The sequence below is a fragment of the Roseovarius tolerans genome (genome assembly GCF_028885395.1).
Lineage (GTDB): Bacteria > Pseudomonadota > Alphaproteobacteria > Rhodobacterales > Rhodobacteraceae > Roseovarius > Roseovarius tolerans.
Genome location: NZ_CP118494.1, coordinates 3,144,041 through 3,159,325, shown reverse-complemented (window position 1 = coordinate 3,159,325; position 15,285 = coordinate 3,144,041). Strand labels below are relative to the sequence as shown.

Annotated in this window: 13 protein-coding genes; 6 read left to right on the top strand and 7 right to left on the bottom strand. The window is 59.4% G+C overall.

Features of this window, described 5'->3' with window-relative positions; translation table 11 throughout:
* Window position 1: 1 nt before the first annotated feature.
* The 5 genes from PVU19_RS15670 to PVU19_RS15650 form a co-directional block, all read right to left on the bottom strand.
* Window positions 2-262 (bottom strand): hypothetical protein, encoded by a 261-nt coding sequence (locus tag PVU19_RS15670; protein WP_183073547.1) that lies wholly within the window; start codon window positions 260-262, stop codon window positions 2-4.
* Between the two features lie 84 nt (window positions 263-346).
* Entirely contained in the window at window positions 347-1,069 is a 723-nt protein-coding gene (locus PVU19_RS15665) for an RNA polymerase sigma factor (RefSeq protein ID WP_121096490.1), read from the bottom strand.
* 99 nt (window positions 1,070-1,168) lie between these two features.
* Window positions 1,169-1,414 (bottom strand): hypothetical protein, encoded by a 246-nt coding sequence (locus PVU19_RS15660; protein ID WP_121096489.1) that lies wholly within the window; start codon window positions 1,412-1,414, stop codon window positions 1,169-1,171.
* Between the two features lie 79 nt (window positions 1,415-1,493).
* Window positions 1,494-3,710 (bottom strand): hypothetical protein, encoded by a 2,217-nt coding sequence (locus PVU19_RS15655; protein WP_143535659.1) that lies wholly within the window; start codon window positions 3,708-3,710, stop codon window positions 1,494-1,496.
* Window positions 3,711-3,842: 132 nt separating this feature from the next.
* On the bottom strand, window positions 3,843-4,775 hold the full coding sequence (locus PVU19_RS15650) for an IS110 family RNA-guided transposase (RefSeq protein ID WP_050664513.1): 933 nt from the start codon (window positions 4,773-4,775) through the stop codon (window positions 3,843-3,845).
* A gap of 484 nt (window positions 4,776-5,259) precedes the next feature.
* On the opposite strand from PVU19_RS15650, the gene PVU19_RS15645 reads away from it, so the two are divergent.
* The 6 genes from PVU19_RS15645 (at window position 5,260) to cas2 (ending at window position 12,273) form a co-directional block, all read left to right on the top strand.
* The gene (locus tag PVU19_RS15645; protein WP_050664514.1) at window positions 5,260-5,712 is read left to right on the top strand and encodes a DUF2924 domain-containing protein; all 453 of its coding nucleotides are present in this window, start codon (window positions 5,260-5,262) and stop codon (window positions 5,710-5,712) included.
* Window positions 5,709-7,013, top strand: coding sequence for a recombinase family protein (locus PVU19_RS15640; protein WP_050664515.1), 1,305 nt, complete (start codon window positions 5,709-5,711; stop codon window positions 7,011-7,013). The genes PVU19_RS15645 and PVU19_RS15640 overlap by 4 nt, the downstream gene beginning before the upstream one ends.
* Window positions 7,010-7,402 (top strand): hypothetical protein, encoded by a 393-nt coding sequence (locus tag PVU19_RS15635; protein ID WP_274789808.1) that lies wholly within the window; start codon window positions 7,010-7,012, stop codon window positions 7,400-7,402. Before PVU19_RS15640 ends, PVU19_RS15635 begins: the two co-directional genes overlap by 4 nt.
* A gap of 300 nt (window positions 7,403-7,702) precedes the next feature.
* A complete protein-coding gene (gene cas9, locus PVU19_RS15630; RefSeq protein ID WP_235575918.1) occupies window positions 7,703-10,942 on the top strand; it encodes a type II CRISPR RNA-guided endonuclease Cas9 in 3,240 nt (1,079 codons plus the stop codon).
* A gap of 78 nt (window positions 10,943-11,020) precedes the next feature.
* Entirely contained in the window at window positions 11,021-11,932 is a 912-nt protein-coding gene (gene cas1 / locus PVU19_RS15625; RefSeq protein WP_274789807.1) for a type II CRISPR-associated endonuclease Cas1, read from the top strand.
* Between the two features lie 50 nt (window positions 11,933-11,982).
* Window positions 11,983-12,273, top strand: a complete 291-nt coding sequence (cas2, locus tag PVU19_RS15620; RefSeq protein ID WP_274789806.1) for a CRISPR-associated endonuclease Cas2 — start codon at window positions 11,983-11,985, stop codon at window positions 12,271-12,273.
* 592 nt (window positions 12,274-12,865) lie between these two features.
* Here cas2 and PVU19_RS15615 read toward each other — a convergent pair.
* Window positions 12,866-13,711 carry a sterol desaturase family protein gene (locus PVU19_RS15615; protein ID WP_050664490.1) on the bottom strand — a complete coding sequence of 282 codons (846 nt, stop codon included), beginning with the start codon at window positions 13,709-13,711 and terminating at the stop codon, window positions 12,866-12,868.
* A 45-nt stretch (window positions 13,712-13,756) separates the two neighbouring features.
* Window positions 13,757-15,046 carry a multicopper oxidase family protein gene (locus tag PVU19_RS15610; protein ID WP_082238068.1) on the bottom strand — a complete coding sequence of 430 codons (1,290 nt, stop codon included), beginning with the start codon at window positions 15,044-15,046 and terminating at the stop codon, window positions 13,757-13,759.
* Window positions 15,047-15,285: the final 239 nt, after the last annotated feature.

The window sequence follows — 15,285 nt, the reverse complement described above, 5'->3', positions numbered from 1 at the left end:
TCTACTCAGGCCGCCGCGACATCGTCCCAAGCGGGACCGAGACCGCTTCGGTGTCTTGGTTTGAGGCGTTGTGCTGGTCGTCCGGCTGGCCCGCTTCGGCGTCGGCGTAGACCGCCACGAGAGGCGTCCCGTCCTGATGGGAACCGGCATTTTCGATGCGGTAGGCACGCTGGTTCTTCAGGATTTCCGGCAACTCCCAGCGGCGGTAGAGGCCGGGGATGCGCTTGAGGTCTGCGGACAAGAGGTCGGCTTTGCTGATCATGCTGGTCGACTTTCGGTTTGAGTGGGGCGCGCGGTGGCGTCTGAATGGGAAAAGCCACCGCGCTGCAGGGATCGGGACATCCGGTCAGCGAAATTCTTGCAGGACGTCGCGCAGACGCCGGGTCGCCCGCTGATATCGTTTGCGCGTCGCCGCCTCGGACAGCCCCATCTCGGATGCGACCTCGGCCTGGGAGAAACCGTCGATGGCCACACGGATCACCAGATCCGCATCCGTGCCGATGATGCGGACCAGATCGCCGTGGAGCAGTCCGGGGCTGGCAGTGGCCTGTGACACTCCCCCGTCAATCGGGATATCGTCGGGATCGATATCGCTGCGCAGGCTCTGCTGCCTGTCCTCACGCTGACGCGTTCTGATCAGGTCCCGCTCGATGTTCCGCAGGATGGTTGCTGCGATCCAATTGACGCGCTGCAGATCCAGACTCCGAATGGCCTCGGAAGCTCGTGCAAGGATTTCGGATGCAACTTCGTCGCCGGTGCCGATCCTGCGCCAGATCGATCTGCGCCGAACGGCATCCAGCCCCGGCCAAAGCGCCAGAAGCATCAGCGTCAGGACACAATCGGAGGCCGCGCCGCCGGACTGTGCGGCCCCGACCAGTGCAGCCAGCAACCGGTTTTTCTCGTCCGGCGCACGGCCACCGACGTGCAGCGTGTCCAGCAAAGCGGCGGGATCAGCGAAATGCGCGAGCAGTTCGCTGCTGTGCCGCAGAGCATCGAAGGTGTTTTGAAAGCCGAGAGTTGATGAAGAAAACATGAGGTGATCACGGATCTCGTGCCACGCGATAGACATTGGACGCCTGCCTTGCGGCCAGGCGTCCAGCGCCTTTTTGTGGCCAGGTCAGGACGTCGTGCGTCTCTGCGATTTCAGGGAAATGGTGAGATGCGCGCCTTAGCGCGCGGGTGATGTCGCCTGGTTCAGCGTTCCGCAGCCGCGGCAGGTGGCCACGACCGGAAAGCCCACGAAATACTCGTGCCCCCGCGCGAAACGCAGATGCATGCGGCCGTCCCGGCAGACGCCGAGCAGCTTGTTACAGCGCGTGCAGCGCCATTCCGGGCTCAAAGGGGTGGGTTTTGATTTTGCGCCACCGGTCCAGCTGATCTGGGCTGGCTGGCGGGAAGTGTCGGGAGTCGGCATGGAATGCTCCTCTGATGAGTGAGCCTTTCCAATAATCAGCGGTTTGTTAGACCGTCTCGCACGACATGTTAGACCGGCGTTAGACGGGGGCTTCTATCGGCGTATCAACGACCAAGCGCCAGTAGCCACGTTTGGCACCTTTGCTGATGTAATTGTTCAGTATGCTCTCCCATGCTGCCTTCCGGAAAGCTTGCTGGGGGCTTCGTGAACCCAACCCATCCATCAGCTCCTTGACCTGCTTATCGGGGCTGCCAGCCTTGTTCGCGTCCACGAGACGTTCGAAAATCGTGATCTGATCGGCGCCAACGAGAGCCAGTGCATCCTTGCCCGGCACGTGCAGCGTCGCCGATTGTTTGCCAGACCGAAGCACTTGCGGTGTCGCACCGCCGCGCGCGAGTGAGAAGTTGTTGCGGAACGCGAGCTCCAGACCATCACGCGCGAGCACGATCTCCGCTTCCTCCGGCGACAGATTCGACAATAGGGGCACTACTACATTCGGCCCGAGGTGTGACGGCATCTCTGTACTTGCAGCCAGCACGATCCCGACACCGGCCTGGTTTCGCGCCCGCAGGGCCAGATCCAACCTTTCCAGAGTCTTCAGGTCGTAGAGACGCCGCCCGAAATACACGGGCACCTCGGCCCCACCGATCTGCATTGCGCCAAGAAGAGTCAGATCAGGATCGAGGATTTGCGATGCACGCTTGGTCAACAACGGCTTGATCAGCAATACGACCGTCTCGTGCAGCCATTGCCGGTTAATCTCATACATTTCCAGATCGGACGCTGGCCGCTCGCCTCCGTCCTCCCCGAACGCGCCCTCGGTCCGGACCATCCCTTCTCTTGCAGATGGCTTGATCACAGCTTCGCCGCCCACATCATCGTCATCGATCAGCACGACATCCTGTCGGCCGCGACGCTCCAGCAGGCCGCCTTGGATAAGGCGATCAGGGTCCAGACCCAGTTCGCGCAGGTATGCCCCGCTGACCTCGTCCTCGGTTCGGTCGTGGAGATCGATCAGCTGCGGGAACATCGCCCGCAGATCATTCGGGTCGATCTGCTGAAAGGCGCTCAGAATTCCCCACGCATCGAGCAGTGCAAACCCGAGGTTGCGTTCTTCAGGATCCTTGTTGCTTTGGAGATTGCAGCTCTTTGTGCCAGAGATCGTGATGTTGAGTGTGCGCTCTTTTTCATCGCCGACCCGGTTGTAGGAGATTGCGATCCCAATTCGGCTGAAACCGTCCGCGCGGCGGAAGATATTGTTGGGCCTCAAATAGCGATCGGCCACATCCACTATGTCGTCGTCGACCGCGACCTTGAGCAGCAGCTTTCGGCTCCATGTGCCAAGCCGGACTTCCGCCTCGAGCACGCGGGCGAATTTAATCTCGTAGCCATCGATTCTGGGGACATCCAGCCGCAGCGATGAGCGGAATCGCGAGAGATTGTAGCGCTTCCAGGTCAACGGCTTCTGAGAAACGTCATGGCCAAGTGCGATCTCGGCAAACGATCCGGCAACCTCCTGGCGAACGACGGGGCTATCCGCGCAGACCTCGATCTGGCGCATTGACGGCGTGTAAATGAGTGTCGCCTCATTCGGCGGCCGGAAGTAGATGGTGCCCCGCCGCCCGTCGTCCCGGTGGTCATATACGCTCGAAAGCGGCCCGCCGTGCCGCACGATCAGCATGATCGATGCAGGGTGCGCAGTCGTAGCAGGCAGATCGAGCGCCTTGACCGTGCAGTTGGTCTTGAGTTCAAGGACCTTCGTGATTTTGGCCGCCAATGCCATTTCGTCGATGGATCCCGAATCGAGCGCGACAGCCTTTTCAAGTTCCACTTCGAAAGCATCGTAAAGCTTGCCGTAATCCCTGAATTGCCGGGCGAAATGAAAACTCTCGGCATCCTCGAAAGTTTGGCGTGCGTTCAGAAACGCCCAGATGCTTCTGCAGAGTGGATCAGGTTGTGAATTGATTTCCCGAACTTGCTCTTCGCTGAACTGCTTATCGACAATCGTAGTAAGGGATGTAATGCCCTTGCTGTCTGCAAGAGCACGGATCCTGCGACAGCGCTGCTCGGCGGGCCGCAATTCGTCAGGATCGAATTCTGACAGGATTTCAATGATCTCTTGCCGAAATGCATTGATGCTTTCGTCGTCAAGTGGATTTGGAACTTCCTCGGGCAGATTGAACTCAGGCTCGTTTTCACCTTCCCGAACGGCAAGCACGGCGCGCGCAAGGTCAATTCGTGCGTCCTCGATAAGACCGTGAGTATGGGGACCGACCGGAATTGCTTTGCGCGCCATGAAATCACCTCAACGAATGTTTGCTCTCTACCTGATTCAACCTCCGATAATCGTTGACGGAACTTTCCTCCGCAAGGGTCGATGTTCTCCACTTGTTCGCTTTCGTTGACTGCCTTAGAGTATCCGTCTTGATCAAGCGGTTTTTGGCGTCCATTCGCGGTCTTGTCGGACGAGTGCGTTGGCCAGCTCGATGAGCTTTCGCATGAGGGCGGTCAGCGCGACTTTTGCGGGTTTTCCATCTGATATCATCGCTTGGTATTTCTGCCGCAGATCCGGATTGTAGCGGGCGGCGACGAGCGCTGGCATGTAGAGCGCGTCGCGCAGGAACTTGCGCCCGCCTTGAATGAACGCCTTACCTCGCCACTGTCCTGATTGCCGCGTCATGGGTGCAAGGCCCGCAAGGCTCGTGATTTGTTTGCGGGTCATGGTGCCGATTTCCGGACATTCGACGAGGATCGCGATCGCAGTGATCCGGCCCAGCCCCGGGATCGAGCACAGAATATCGAAGGCGCGTGCGCGTTTCGGGCACTGGCGCGCGAGGTCCAGCAGCGCGTCTTCCAGTTCGCCGAGCTGGCGCTTGATCTGCGCAAGGCGAGCCTTGGATTGGCGTTTGAGCACGGTCAGGGACTGCGTTTTGGACCGGTTCAGCAATCGCGTGCGTTCCTTGATCAGGGCCATGCGGGCGATCTGCAACTCCCTGAGGTCGTGTTGATTTTTGCCTGCCGGGACATCTGGTGCAAGGTCGAGAGCCGCACCCATCGCGGCCAGAACGCGCGCATCAACGGCATCGGTCTTTGCCCGTGTCCCGCGGGCCTGGGCAAATCGGCGCGCCTGCAGCGGGTTCACCTTCACGAGAGGCAAGACGCCGCCAAAGCTGCGTTCAATGGCGGCGTGATAGGCACCAGTCGATTCATAAATGACCAAGTCAGGCATTTTGGTGCCGATCCAGCGACGAAGTGCCCGCAGGCCGGCTGGGGAGTTCGCAAATTGCCGCGCTTCGTCATCGATCAGACGATGCGCGTCGAGAGTGGCTTTCGAGATGTCGATTCCGATGGTATCTTTCATTGTCCTCGCGTGTCCTATGCTTGTCGTAGAGGGCTTTACGCCGCTCTGTATCCGTTCAGGCCTCAGGCGAAGACGATGGCTGATCACACTCTAAAACGGTCCATCACGACCAAGCCCGTGACGATCCAGCCACCGCCAGCGCGCGCCATAAATCGCGTAGCGCGCGCTGGCTCTTTCTTCGCACAAGAGCCGGGATCAGCATAAGACAAGCGCGGCACGTCCCACATGAAGCTCGCAGGTGGCTTTTGATTGGTAACGACACCACCAATCACGGTTGCCCGAGACATGAAAAGACCCAACCCCTTTCCATCCGACCAGATGACCCCCACCGAACGTCGGACCGAACTGTGCGGCCTGCTGGCGCTCGGGCTGGTGCGACTTCGGCATCGGGACAAGGCGCAACCATCTGCAGATGCCGGAGAAAGTTGCCTACACTCTCCGCCCGACGGATGCCTTCATGCAACTCCATTCAACGGAGAAAACCATGACGACGCATGACCCCATCCCCGCGCGCCTGGCGGCGCTCAAGACCACGCCGACGCCGGCGCTGAAGGCTCAGTGGCGCGAGTTGTTCGACAGCGAGCCGCCGCCCTTCAATCGGCGCTACCTGGAGAGCCGGCTGGCCTATCGCATCCAGGAGCTGGCCTATGGCGGGCTGAAACCGGAAACCATCCGGCGGCTGGAGCGGATGGGTGAAGACCTTGACGGCGGCGATCGCAAGAAGAGCCGCATCCGGGCAGATCTGAAACCCATCACCGGCACACGCCTGATCCGCGAGTGGCAGGGCGTGGAGCATGTGGTCACGGTGACCGCCGACGGGTTCGAATGGCAGGGTCGGCCCTACAAGTCGATTTCGGCCATTGCCCGCGCGATCACCGGCACGCGCTGGAATGGCTGGGTGTTCTTCGGACTGAAAAGCCGGAGGGCGCGCGCATGAAAGCCACGGTTCGCAAACAGCGCTGCGCGATCTACACGCGCAAATCCTCCGAGGAAGGGCTCGAGCAGGAGTTCAATAGCCTGCATGCCCAGCGCGAGGCCTGCGAGGCGTTCGTGGCCAGCCAGAGATCCGAGGGCTGGGTGCCGGTCCGCGACCAGTACGATGACGGCGGCCTTTCCGGCGGCACGCTGGAACGGCCCGGCCTGCAGCGGCTGATGGAGGATATCGAGGACGGGCTGGTCGATGTGGTCGTGGTCTACAAGATCGACCGGCTCAGCCGCTCGCTGGCCGACTTCGCCAAGCTGGTCGAGGTGTTCGACCGCCACGAGGTCACCTTTGTCTCGGTCACGCAGGCGTTCAACACCACCACGTCGATGGGGCGGCTGACGCTGAATATCCTGCTCAGCTTCGCCCAGTTCGAGCGGGAGGTGACCGCAGAGCGCATCCGCGACAAGGTCGCCGCCAGCCGGAAGAAGGGGATGTGGATGGGCGGCGTGCCGCCCTATGGCTACCGCGTCGAGAACCGCAAGCTGATCATCAAGGAGGCCGACGCCGCCAATGTGCGATGGATCTTCGACCGATTCATCGAAATCGGCTCGGGCACGGAACTGGCTTGTGAACTGGCGGCACGGGGCATCCAGACCAGCCGCGGCAATCGGATCGACAAGAAATACCTGTATCGCCTGCTGAACAACCGCGCCTACATCGGTGAAGCTGTCCACAAGGGCGACAGCTATCCCGGCGAGCATGACGGCATCATCGACCGCACGGTCTGGGACAAGGTCCATGCCATCCTGACCGAAAGCCCGCGCAAACGTGCTGCGCGCACCCGCGCGGACACGCCCGCATTGCTGAAAGGGTTGCTCTATGGCCCCGATGGCGCGGCGTTCTCTCCGACCCACACCCGCAAGAAGGGCAAGCTTTACCGCTACTATGTCAGCCAGACTGTTTTGAAACACGGTGCAGGATCATGTCCGGTCGGCCGCGTTCCCGCGGGCGAAATCGAAACCGCCGTCATCGACCAGCTCCGCGCCGTGTTCCGCCAACCCGAAATCGTAGCGGGCACATGGAAAGCGGCACGCGCACAGGACGGCGAGATCACCGAGGCCGATGCCCGTGACGCACTGACCCGACTCGATCCGCTCTGGGACGAGCTCTTTCCTGCCGAGCAGGCGCGCATCGCGACACTGTTGGTCGAGCGGATTGATATTGGCACGGACGGGCTGAATGTTCGCCTTCGGATGGACGGTCTGACCGGGCTGGCACGCGAAATGATGGCTGATCTCGGGACGGCGGCATGACCCGCGCGACGCCAGCACCGGAAACGGTGACAGTGCATGTCCCGTTCCGCCTCGTGAAACGAGGCGGCCGCAAGGAAATGCACCTACCGGATGGGGCATCCAGACAGCACAAGATAGACAACACGTTGATCAAGGCGCTGGCGCGAGCATTTCGGTGGAAGCGTATGCTGGAGACGGGGGAGTTCGCATCGATATCTGAGGTGGCCCGTTCCGAGGGCATCGCATTCACCTATATGGCCCGCGTCCTGCGCCTGACCCTGCTGGCGCCGGACATTGTCGAAGCGATCCTGGATGGGACGCAGGACCCGGCGGTGACGCTGTCGCGGGTGTTGGAGCCGTTTCCGGTGGCGTGGAGTGGGCAGTGCAATTACTTCGTTCAAACCGGCTGAAGCAGTCGTTAATGACAGTCGCAGCAAACTTATGGATCGAGCCTATGTTGACCGTCCTTCAGCTTCCGGGTTGCACGGGCGCAGCAGTTAGAACGACCAAACGGGAAAAATGGAAACGCAGGCCGTAGCCTGCGTTTCAATGTGGTGCAATCGAATGCTTGTTAACGGCTCGACCGCGAATTTTGAACATTCCAAGCATAGCAGTTGAGGCTGTCAGTGGCAAGGAACGACAGTTTTCAGTTGAACGTCTATTGGTAGGATGCAACTCTCACCTTAATCGCTGGGAGAACACCATTGCGCTTGGGGTTAGATATCGGAACGAATTCGATTGGTTGGTGGCTGTATGCGACCGACGAAGAGAAGATCACCGAGGTTATCGATGGGGGCGTACGAATTTTCTCCGATGGGCGTGATCCCAAATCAAAAGCATCGCTGGCCGTCGATCGCCGCGTGGCACGTGCGCAGCGCCGTCGCCGTGACAGGTATCTGCGACGCAAGGCCGCGTTGATGAAACGGATGGCCGCCGTGGGGCTGATGCCCGCCGATCCGACCGAGGCCAAAGCTTTGGAATTGCTCGATCCCTATGCATTGCGCGCAGCCGGGTTGGATCAGGCGTTACCCCTGACTCATTTCGGACGAGCATTGTTTCACCTGAACCAGCGGCGCGGCTTCAAATCCAACCGCAAGACGGACAAGGGCGACAACGAAAGCGGCAAGATCAAAGATGCGACCAAACGACTTGACGAGGAAATGGCGATCAAGAACGCTCGCACCTATGGCGAATTCCTGCATATGCGGCGCACGTCTGCCACTGACCCAAAAAATGTGCCGACCGTGCGCACTCGCCTGTCTATCGCGCGGCGCGACAATGCGGAAAAGGAAGAGGCCGGGTATGATTTCTATCCTGACCGACGGCATCTGGCGGAAGAGTTCGACAAGCTCTGGAAGGCTCAAGCCGGGTACTCCCCGGATGTCCTGACCGACGAATTGCGTGATGAAATCTCCGTCATTATCTTTCACCAGCGCCCTCTGAAAACGCCAGAGGTCGGCCTGTGCCTGTTCTCAGGATCACATGGCGTCCCCAAAAAAGATAAACGCATCCCAAGCGCGCATCCGCTGAACCAGCGGCGCATTCTGTTTGAGACCATCAACAATCTGCGGGTGGCAGCACGCGGGGAACCTGCGCGCGGTTTGACGCGTGATGAGCGCGACGCGATTGTTCATGCGCTTGACAACAAAGCGCACACCAAATCGCTTTCGGGCATGTCAATGAAGCTCAAGGCGCTTGGCAAGGTGATCAAGCTGCGCCCGGAGCAATCGTTCACGCTGCAAACCGCCAATCGTGAAACCATCGCTTGCGATCCGGTACGGGCCAGCCTCTCGCATCCTGACCGGTTCGGGCCGCGCTGGTCCATGCTGGACGCCGATGCGCAATGGGACGTGGTGCAACGTATCCGTGCGGTGCAGAGCGAGGCCGAGCATGATGCGTTGGTCAAATGGCTCATGGCGACGCACGGCCTTGATCGCGATCATGCTGAAAGCACTGCCAAGGCCCCCTTGCCCGAAGGCTATGGCCGTCTGGGCCTGACCGCGACAAAGCGCATTTTGGCGGCTTTGGAAGCGGACGTGATCCCCTATAGCGATGCTGTCAAGGCTTGCGGGTGGCATCATTCGGACGGGCGCACGGGGGAGGTTCTGACCGAATTACCCTATTATGGTCAAATCCTTGACCGTCACGTGATACCTGGAACATACAACGAATCAGACGATGACGTAACCCGTTATGGCCGCATCACCAACCCGACGGTTCATATCGGCCTGAACCAGCTGCGGCGGCTGGTGAACAAGATCATCACTGTTTACGGCAAACCCGATGAGATCGTGGTGGAGCTGGCACGCGATCTGAAATTGTCCGAAGACCAGAAGCGAGACGTCCAGCGCGACATCAAAAAAAACACTGACGCAGCGATTGCGCGGGGGGCAAAGCTTTCCGAAATGGGCGTACCGGACACCGGTGCTAACCGGATGGTACTGCGCCTGTGGGAAAGCCTTGGTGATGACGTGATGACCCGCAATTGCCCCTATTCCGGCAAGCGGATCAGCGCCACCATGTTGTTCGACGGCTCCTGCGACGTCGATCATATCCTGCCTTACTCGCGTACGCTGGATGACGGTTTCGCCAACCGCACCCTGTGTCTAAAGGAATTTAACCGCCAGAAAACCGACAAGACCCCATGGGAGGCATGGGGCGACACGCCGGCCTGGGCTACTATCGAAGCCAACCTGAAAAACCTGCCCGCCAACAAGGCGTGGCGCTTTGCTCCCGACGCGATGGAGCGGTTTGAGGGTGAGAACGATTTCACCTCCCGCGCCCTGAAAGATGCGCAATACCTGTCTCGCATCGCCCGCACCTATCTGGATGCATTGTATGACGGGGCGGACGGCAAGAGCCACGTCTGGGTTGTGCCCGGACGTCTGACTGAAATGCTGCGCCGCCATTGGGGGTTGAACAGCCTGCTACCCGACAAGGATGGCGCGGTCAAAGCCAAGAACCGCACTGATCACCGCCATCATGCCATTGATGCCGCCGTTGTTGCGGCCACGGATCGCTCCCTGATCCAGCGGATCAGCAAGATGGCTCGAAAGGACGAGGTGAACGGGGCAGAAGAGGTTGCGCGCTCCGTCCCGCCCCCGTGGGAAGGCTTTCGTACCGACATCGAAACGCAGTTGGATCGCATCATCATCAGCCACCGTGCCGATCACGGGCGCATTGACCCGGCGGCGCGCAAGGACGGACACGACAGCACCTCGGGCCAGTTGCACAACGACACCGCCTATGGGCTTGGTGAAGGCAATTCCGTCGTCAGCCGCAAACCGCTTTTGTCACTCAAGTCCAACGATATTGAAGTGACAACGAAGGGTGCCAATATCCGCGACGTCGACCTTCAGCGGCATCTGGAGCGGATCACGCGTGGGCTGGACGGCAAGGCGTTGGAAGCCGCGTTGGCGGAGTTCGCGGCAACCGCTAAGCTTCCCGATGGAACCGACAACCCTTATTACGGCTTGCGACGCGTGCGACTCGAAGAAACCTTGCAGCAAGGCGCGCGCGTTGAGGTCAAAGACAGAAATGGCAAGCCTTTCAAAGCCTACAAAGGCGATAGCAATCACTGCTATGAGATTTGGCGCATGCCCGATGGCAAAGTCGTGCCACAGGTCATCACGACTTATGAAGCCCACCAAATTGACGTCGAGAAGAAGCCACATCCCGCTGCCAAACGGCTTTTGCGCATCTTCAAGCGGGATATGGTTGCCATTGAACAGGACGATAAAGCGATCATTGGCTATGTGCAGTCAATGCATGTCGCCAATGGACTATTCATTGCCCCTCACACTGAGGCAAACGCTGACGCACGAAGCCGAGACAAATCGGATTCGTTTCGACTTATTCAGATGAGTGCAGGCCCACTGGTCAAAGCCAATGCGCGTCGCGTCTACGTCGATGAAATGGGACGTCTGCGCGACCCTGGCGCTCCAAGTTAAGCAAGATTTTGGTGAATCAACAGAGTTTCAATATTATCAATGTGTTAATGATTCTCGTGGGGGCGTGAGGGATAACGTGTGGACCAGATTATCGACATTGCAACCGACGGTCGCCACCTATCGCGGCATCGCGGGTTTCTGAGAGTTTCGGAAGACGGTCAGGAAATTGGTCGGACTCCGCTGGATCAGATCGCCGGGGTGATTGTTCACGCCCACGGTACGACATGGACCACATCCCTCTTGTGTGAACTAGCCGAACGGGGCGCGCCGGTCGTGCTTTGCGGGCGCAACCATGCGCCAAGATCGGTCTTGCTACCGATCGAAGGACACCACGCGCAAGGGGCACGAATGCGGGCGCAGTGGCAGGCCAAGGCATCGCTGACGAAACAAGCCTGGAAAAAGATCATCACCGCAAAAGTTCAAATGCAGGCTGCCGCACTTTCGGCAATCGGCGAAGCTCCCGCACCGCTTCTCATGATGCTGCGAAAGATCACCTCTGGCGACAGTACCAATATTGAGGCGCAAGCTGCCCGCCATTACTGGCCGCGCATGATGGGGTCCGACTTTCGGCGTGACACCGCCGGTGAGGATGCAAACGCCCTTCTGAACTACGGTTACACCGTGTTGCGCGCCGCGACCGCCCGCGCCGCCGTGGCGGCGGGACTTCACCCGACAATTGGCCTGTTTCATTCCAACCGCAGTAATGCATTTGCGCTTGCTGACGATTTGATGGAGCCGTTTCGTCCCCTCGTCGATAGTGCGGTAAGAAAGATTTCCCAGTCGCGGGGTAACACAGTTGACAGTGAGGCCAAACAATCACTCGCCCGGTTGATCGCAACAGACCTGCCATTGGGCGATGGCCTTACGCCGGTTTCGGTCGCCTTGATAAAACTTGCCACTTCGCTGGGGCAGAGTTTCGAGATGGGAAAGCTCAACCTCGCATTGCCGACGTCACCTGACCCTTTGGTCTTCTCAGGGCTTGGTCAATGACTTCGAATGTGACCTATTTGTCAGGATACCGTCTGATGTGGATACTTGTGATGTTCGACCTTCCCACTGACACCAAGCCGCAGCGCAAGGCAGCGACCGCGTTTCGCAATTTTCTCCTCGACGAAGGTTTCGAGCGCAGTCAATTTTCCGTCTACGCCCGCTTTGTGAATGGCAAGGAGGCCTTTGCCACCCGCGTCAACCGAATCGAACGCCATTTGCCTGATGCCGGTGACGTGCAAGTCCTGAACTTCACCGACCGCCAGTATCGTGATATTGTGCAGTTCTCGGACCAGGACCGCCGCAAGGCCCGCGAAAATCCGCAGCAACTGGTGATGTTCTGATGCGATTCGCTCTGGGAAAAACCAATAGCCTCCGGTTTAAGTTCTTCTTTCACAAGGACTTAGCCGGAGGTCATTGTAGCTGTTCAAAATTCGCGGTCCAGCCGCAACGATGGGCGGGCCCCGCGTCAAACGGTTATGGCCAATGGCAAAGGCCTCGTGAGGTAACCGGGCTAATGGCGAAAGTTCGACTTCTGTTCCTTCTCACGAAAGCCACCGGCATCGGAGTGCTCAGCTTTGGCGTCAATAAAATCCAGTATTGCCAATAGCTTGCAAACTATTCACTAAATCGGCGCAGTCATCAGGTCCGGAGAATATCGGCCCTGAGAGACCGCTTCCGGGCTTCCTGGCGACTAGGCCAGTGCTCAGCCCCTCCCGCATAACCCTCGAAAACAACGAGAAAATCCGGCAGCAGCCGGATCGGGAGAACGGTTTCGCGAGGGCAAGTGGCGGAGGGAACGGGACTGACGTCCAACCTTCTCCGCCTTTAACCCATTGAATTTTAATGATTCATAATAGACCACCGCACGTTATTTTGCTGCCTGCCGATGGTCAGCACCCTCGACTATTGATCGTGCAGACTGAAGCAGATCGCTTACAACTTCTTTCCCGTCTCGCGGTTGATCGGATAGCCGCTTGCCGGGCCTTTGATCGGTTGCACCAGCATCCGGTCGAGCCACAGGTCACGCGGTGTCCGGAATTGCTCGATCCCGATCGACATGTCCTCGTGCCCAGCTTCTGGCTGCGCTTTGTAGGTGCCAAGCAGCCTGTCCCACCAAGGAAGATTGAAGCCGAAATTGCTGTTCGTCTCTTCAGGTCGGATCGAGTGATGTACACGGTGCATGTCTGGCGTCACCACGATCAGACGCAAAACTCGGTCTGCCAAAGTCGGCAACCGGACATTGGAGTGATTAAACATGGCAGTCGCGTTCAACAGGACCTCGAAGATCAACACAGCAACTGCGGGCGGACCCAGAGCCATCACCACAGCCAGCTTGATCCCCATGGAAAGCAGAATTTCAACCGGGTGAAAACGCAAGCCCGTGGTGACGTCAAACTCGAGGTCGGCGTGATGCATTCGGTGCAGCCGCCAAAGCGCGGGCACCGCATGGAACATGACGTGCTGCAGATAGATGACCAGATCGAGAATGACAATTGAGACGAGAACCGCGAGCCAACCCGGCACATCGATGATATTGAACAGCCCCCAGCCACGGTCTTGAGCAGTCACGGCCAATCCGACCGCCAGGATCGGAAAACTCAGTCGCAACACCATGGTATCGATCACCACGAGGCCCAGATTGTTCGTCCAGCGGATTACACGCGGAATCTCCTGCCTGCGCCGAGGTGCTGCGAGTTCCCATAGGGCCATCGCCACCAGAACACCGAGAAACACGATGAGACGAAGCTGTGGTTCGCTGGCAAGAATGGAGTCTGGCATCGCTGCTTTCGTTACCTTTATGCTGCGGTCCACCCAGCGCGAACGTCAGGTGACTGTGAACTGCCCCATCATGCCTGCATCTTCATGTTCAAGGATATGGCAGTGAAACATGAACGGTGTCTCGCGGCTTGCGGGCTGGTCGAACCGGGCGAGGATTTCGGCGTCGCCGGGTACCAGCACAGTGTCTTTCCAGCCAGTGTTCTCGGGCCGCGGGGGGCCACCGTTCTCAGTGACCACCCGGAAGCGTACGCCGTGGACGTGGAACGGATGCGCGACCATGGTGCTGCGGATCTGCCAGCGTTCCACCGATCCGAGCGCGACCTCAAAATCTATCCGACGCATGTCGTAGGGACGCCCGTTGATGGCAAAGCTACCGCCACCCATCATCATGCCACCCATGCCCATGTCGAGCGAGACCTGCCGCGTTGTGACTTCGGCCCCGGTAAGATCCTCTAGCACTCCATCCAGGCGTTCAGGCAGGCGGGTGATTCGCGCGGCCAGCGCGGAGTCAGTGGCGAACTGCAGGACACCATACGCCTGGCCAGGATCGCTCATTAGCACCGGCGCGCCGCCTGATGAGAAATCGACAAGCACCTCAGCCCTCTCGCCGGGAGCAAGGCGCAGCACATCAAGCGCGACGGGTGCAGGCAGGAAGCCGCCGTCGGTTGCGACGAGGTGCATGGGCCGCGTGTCGTCGAAAAACAGCGTGTAGACGCGCGCATTCGAGCCGTTGAGCAGGCGCAGTCGTACGATCCCCTCCGGTACGACCGCAGTCGCGCCCGCCTGACCATTGACGAGCATCCGGTTCCCGGCAAACCCATGCATTATGTCCATCATGGACGGGTCATAGACCATACGTCCGGCGGCATCGAACCGACGATCCTGCAAAACGAGCGTCAAATCGTCGATGCCATATGTGGACGGCAGACCGCGCGCGTCGTCCTGCCCGTCCGTCACATGGATGACCCCGGCCAGTCCGAAATAGACCTGTCCCGCAGTTCGTTCGTGGATATGTGAGTGATACCAGACGGTTGCCGGGTCCTGCGCAATGGTCATCTCGGGTTGCCAAGTGGCACCGGGCGCAATTGCGAGATGCGGACCGCCGTCATGCTCTCCGGGCACCAGAAGACCGTGCCAATGCGTGCTGATGGGTTCATCAAGAGTATTCTGCACTTCGGCGGCCAGTTCGCCGTTCTGCATCAGGATGGTCGGGCCTAGATACGCCTGATTGAACCCAGCGGTCGGGTTGTCGGGACCACCGTCAAAGGCGGTGCGCCCCGATGTTGCCGTCAGCGCCAACCGCCCCGTCGCCCGCGTATCGAGAAGCGGCGGCATGGCAAGACGCATTTGCGGCGTTTGTCCCTGCGCAAGGGCGCGTCGGACTGGCGTTTGGGAAAGGACGCCAGCGGTCAGGATCGCTGCGGAGGATGAAGTCAGGAACTGGCGTCTTTTCATGCTGATCTTTCAAGGCTTGGTTGGAGGCGTCGCCATGGCAAACCCTTCTGTGTCGTGGAGTATGACCTGGCGCGTTATGACGCAACAGGGGGCTCAAGCCCGGCTTGCCAATTCCAGGC

What these genes read in the sequence shown, in the direction of transcription:
- PVU19_RS15670 (WP_183073547.1), bottom strand. Translation starts at nt 262, where the DNA reads ATGATCAGCAAAGCCGACCTCTTGTCCGCAGACCTCAAGCGCATCCCC.
- PVU19_RS15665 (WP_121096490.1), bottom strand. Translation starts at nt 1,069, where the DNA reads ATGTCTATCGCGTGGCACGAGATCCGTGATCACCTCATGTTTTCTTCA.
- PVU19_RS15660 (WP_121096489.1), bottom strand. Translation starts at nt 1,414, where the DNA reads ATGCCGACTCCCGACACTTCCCGCCAGCCAGCCCAGATCAGCTGGACC.
- PVU19_RS15655 (WP_143535659.1), bottom strand. Translation starts at nt 3,710, where the DNA reads ATGGCGCGCAAAGCAATTCCGGTCGGTCCCCATACTCACGGTCTTATC.
- PVU19_RS15650 (WP_050664513.1), bottom strand. Translation starts at nt 4,775, where the DNA reads ATGAAAGATACCATCGGAATCGACATCTCGAAAGCCACTCTCGACGCG.
- PVU19_RS15645 (WP_050664514.1), top strand. Translation starts at nt 5,260, where the DNA reads ATGACGACGCATGACCCCATCCCCGCGCGCCTGGCGGCGCTCAAGACC.
- PVU19_RS15640 (WP_050664515.1), top strand. Translation starts at nt 5,709, where the DNA reads ATGAAAGCCACGGTTCGCAAACAGCGCTGCGCGATCTACACGCGCAAA.
- PVU19_RS15635 (WP_274789808.1), top strand. Translation starts at nt 7,010, where the DNA reads ATGACCCGCGCGACGCCAGCACCGGAAACGGTGACAGTGCATGTCCCG.
- cas2 (WP_274789806.1), top strand. Translation starts at nt 11,983, where the DNA reads ATGTTCGACCTTCCCACTGACACCAAGCCGCAGCGCAAGGCAGCGACC.
- PVU19_RS15615 (WP_050664490.1), bottom strand. Translation starts at nt 13,711, where the DNA reads ATGCCAGACTCCATTCTTGCCAGCGAACCACAGCTTCGTCTCATCGTG.
- PVU19_RS15610 (WP_082238068.1), bottom strand. Translation starts at nt 15,046, where the DNA reads ATGCCGCCGCTTCTCGATACGCGGGCGACGGGGCGGTTGGCGCTGACG.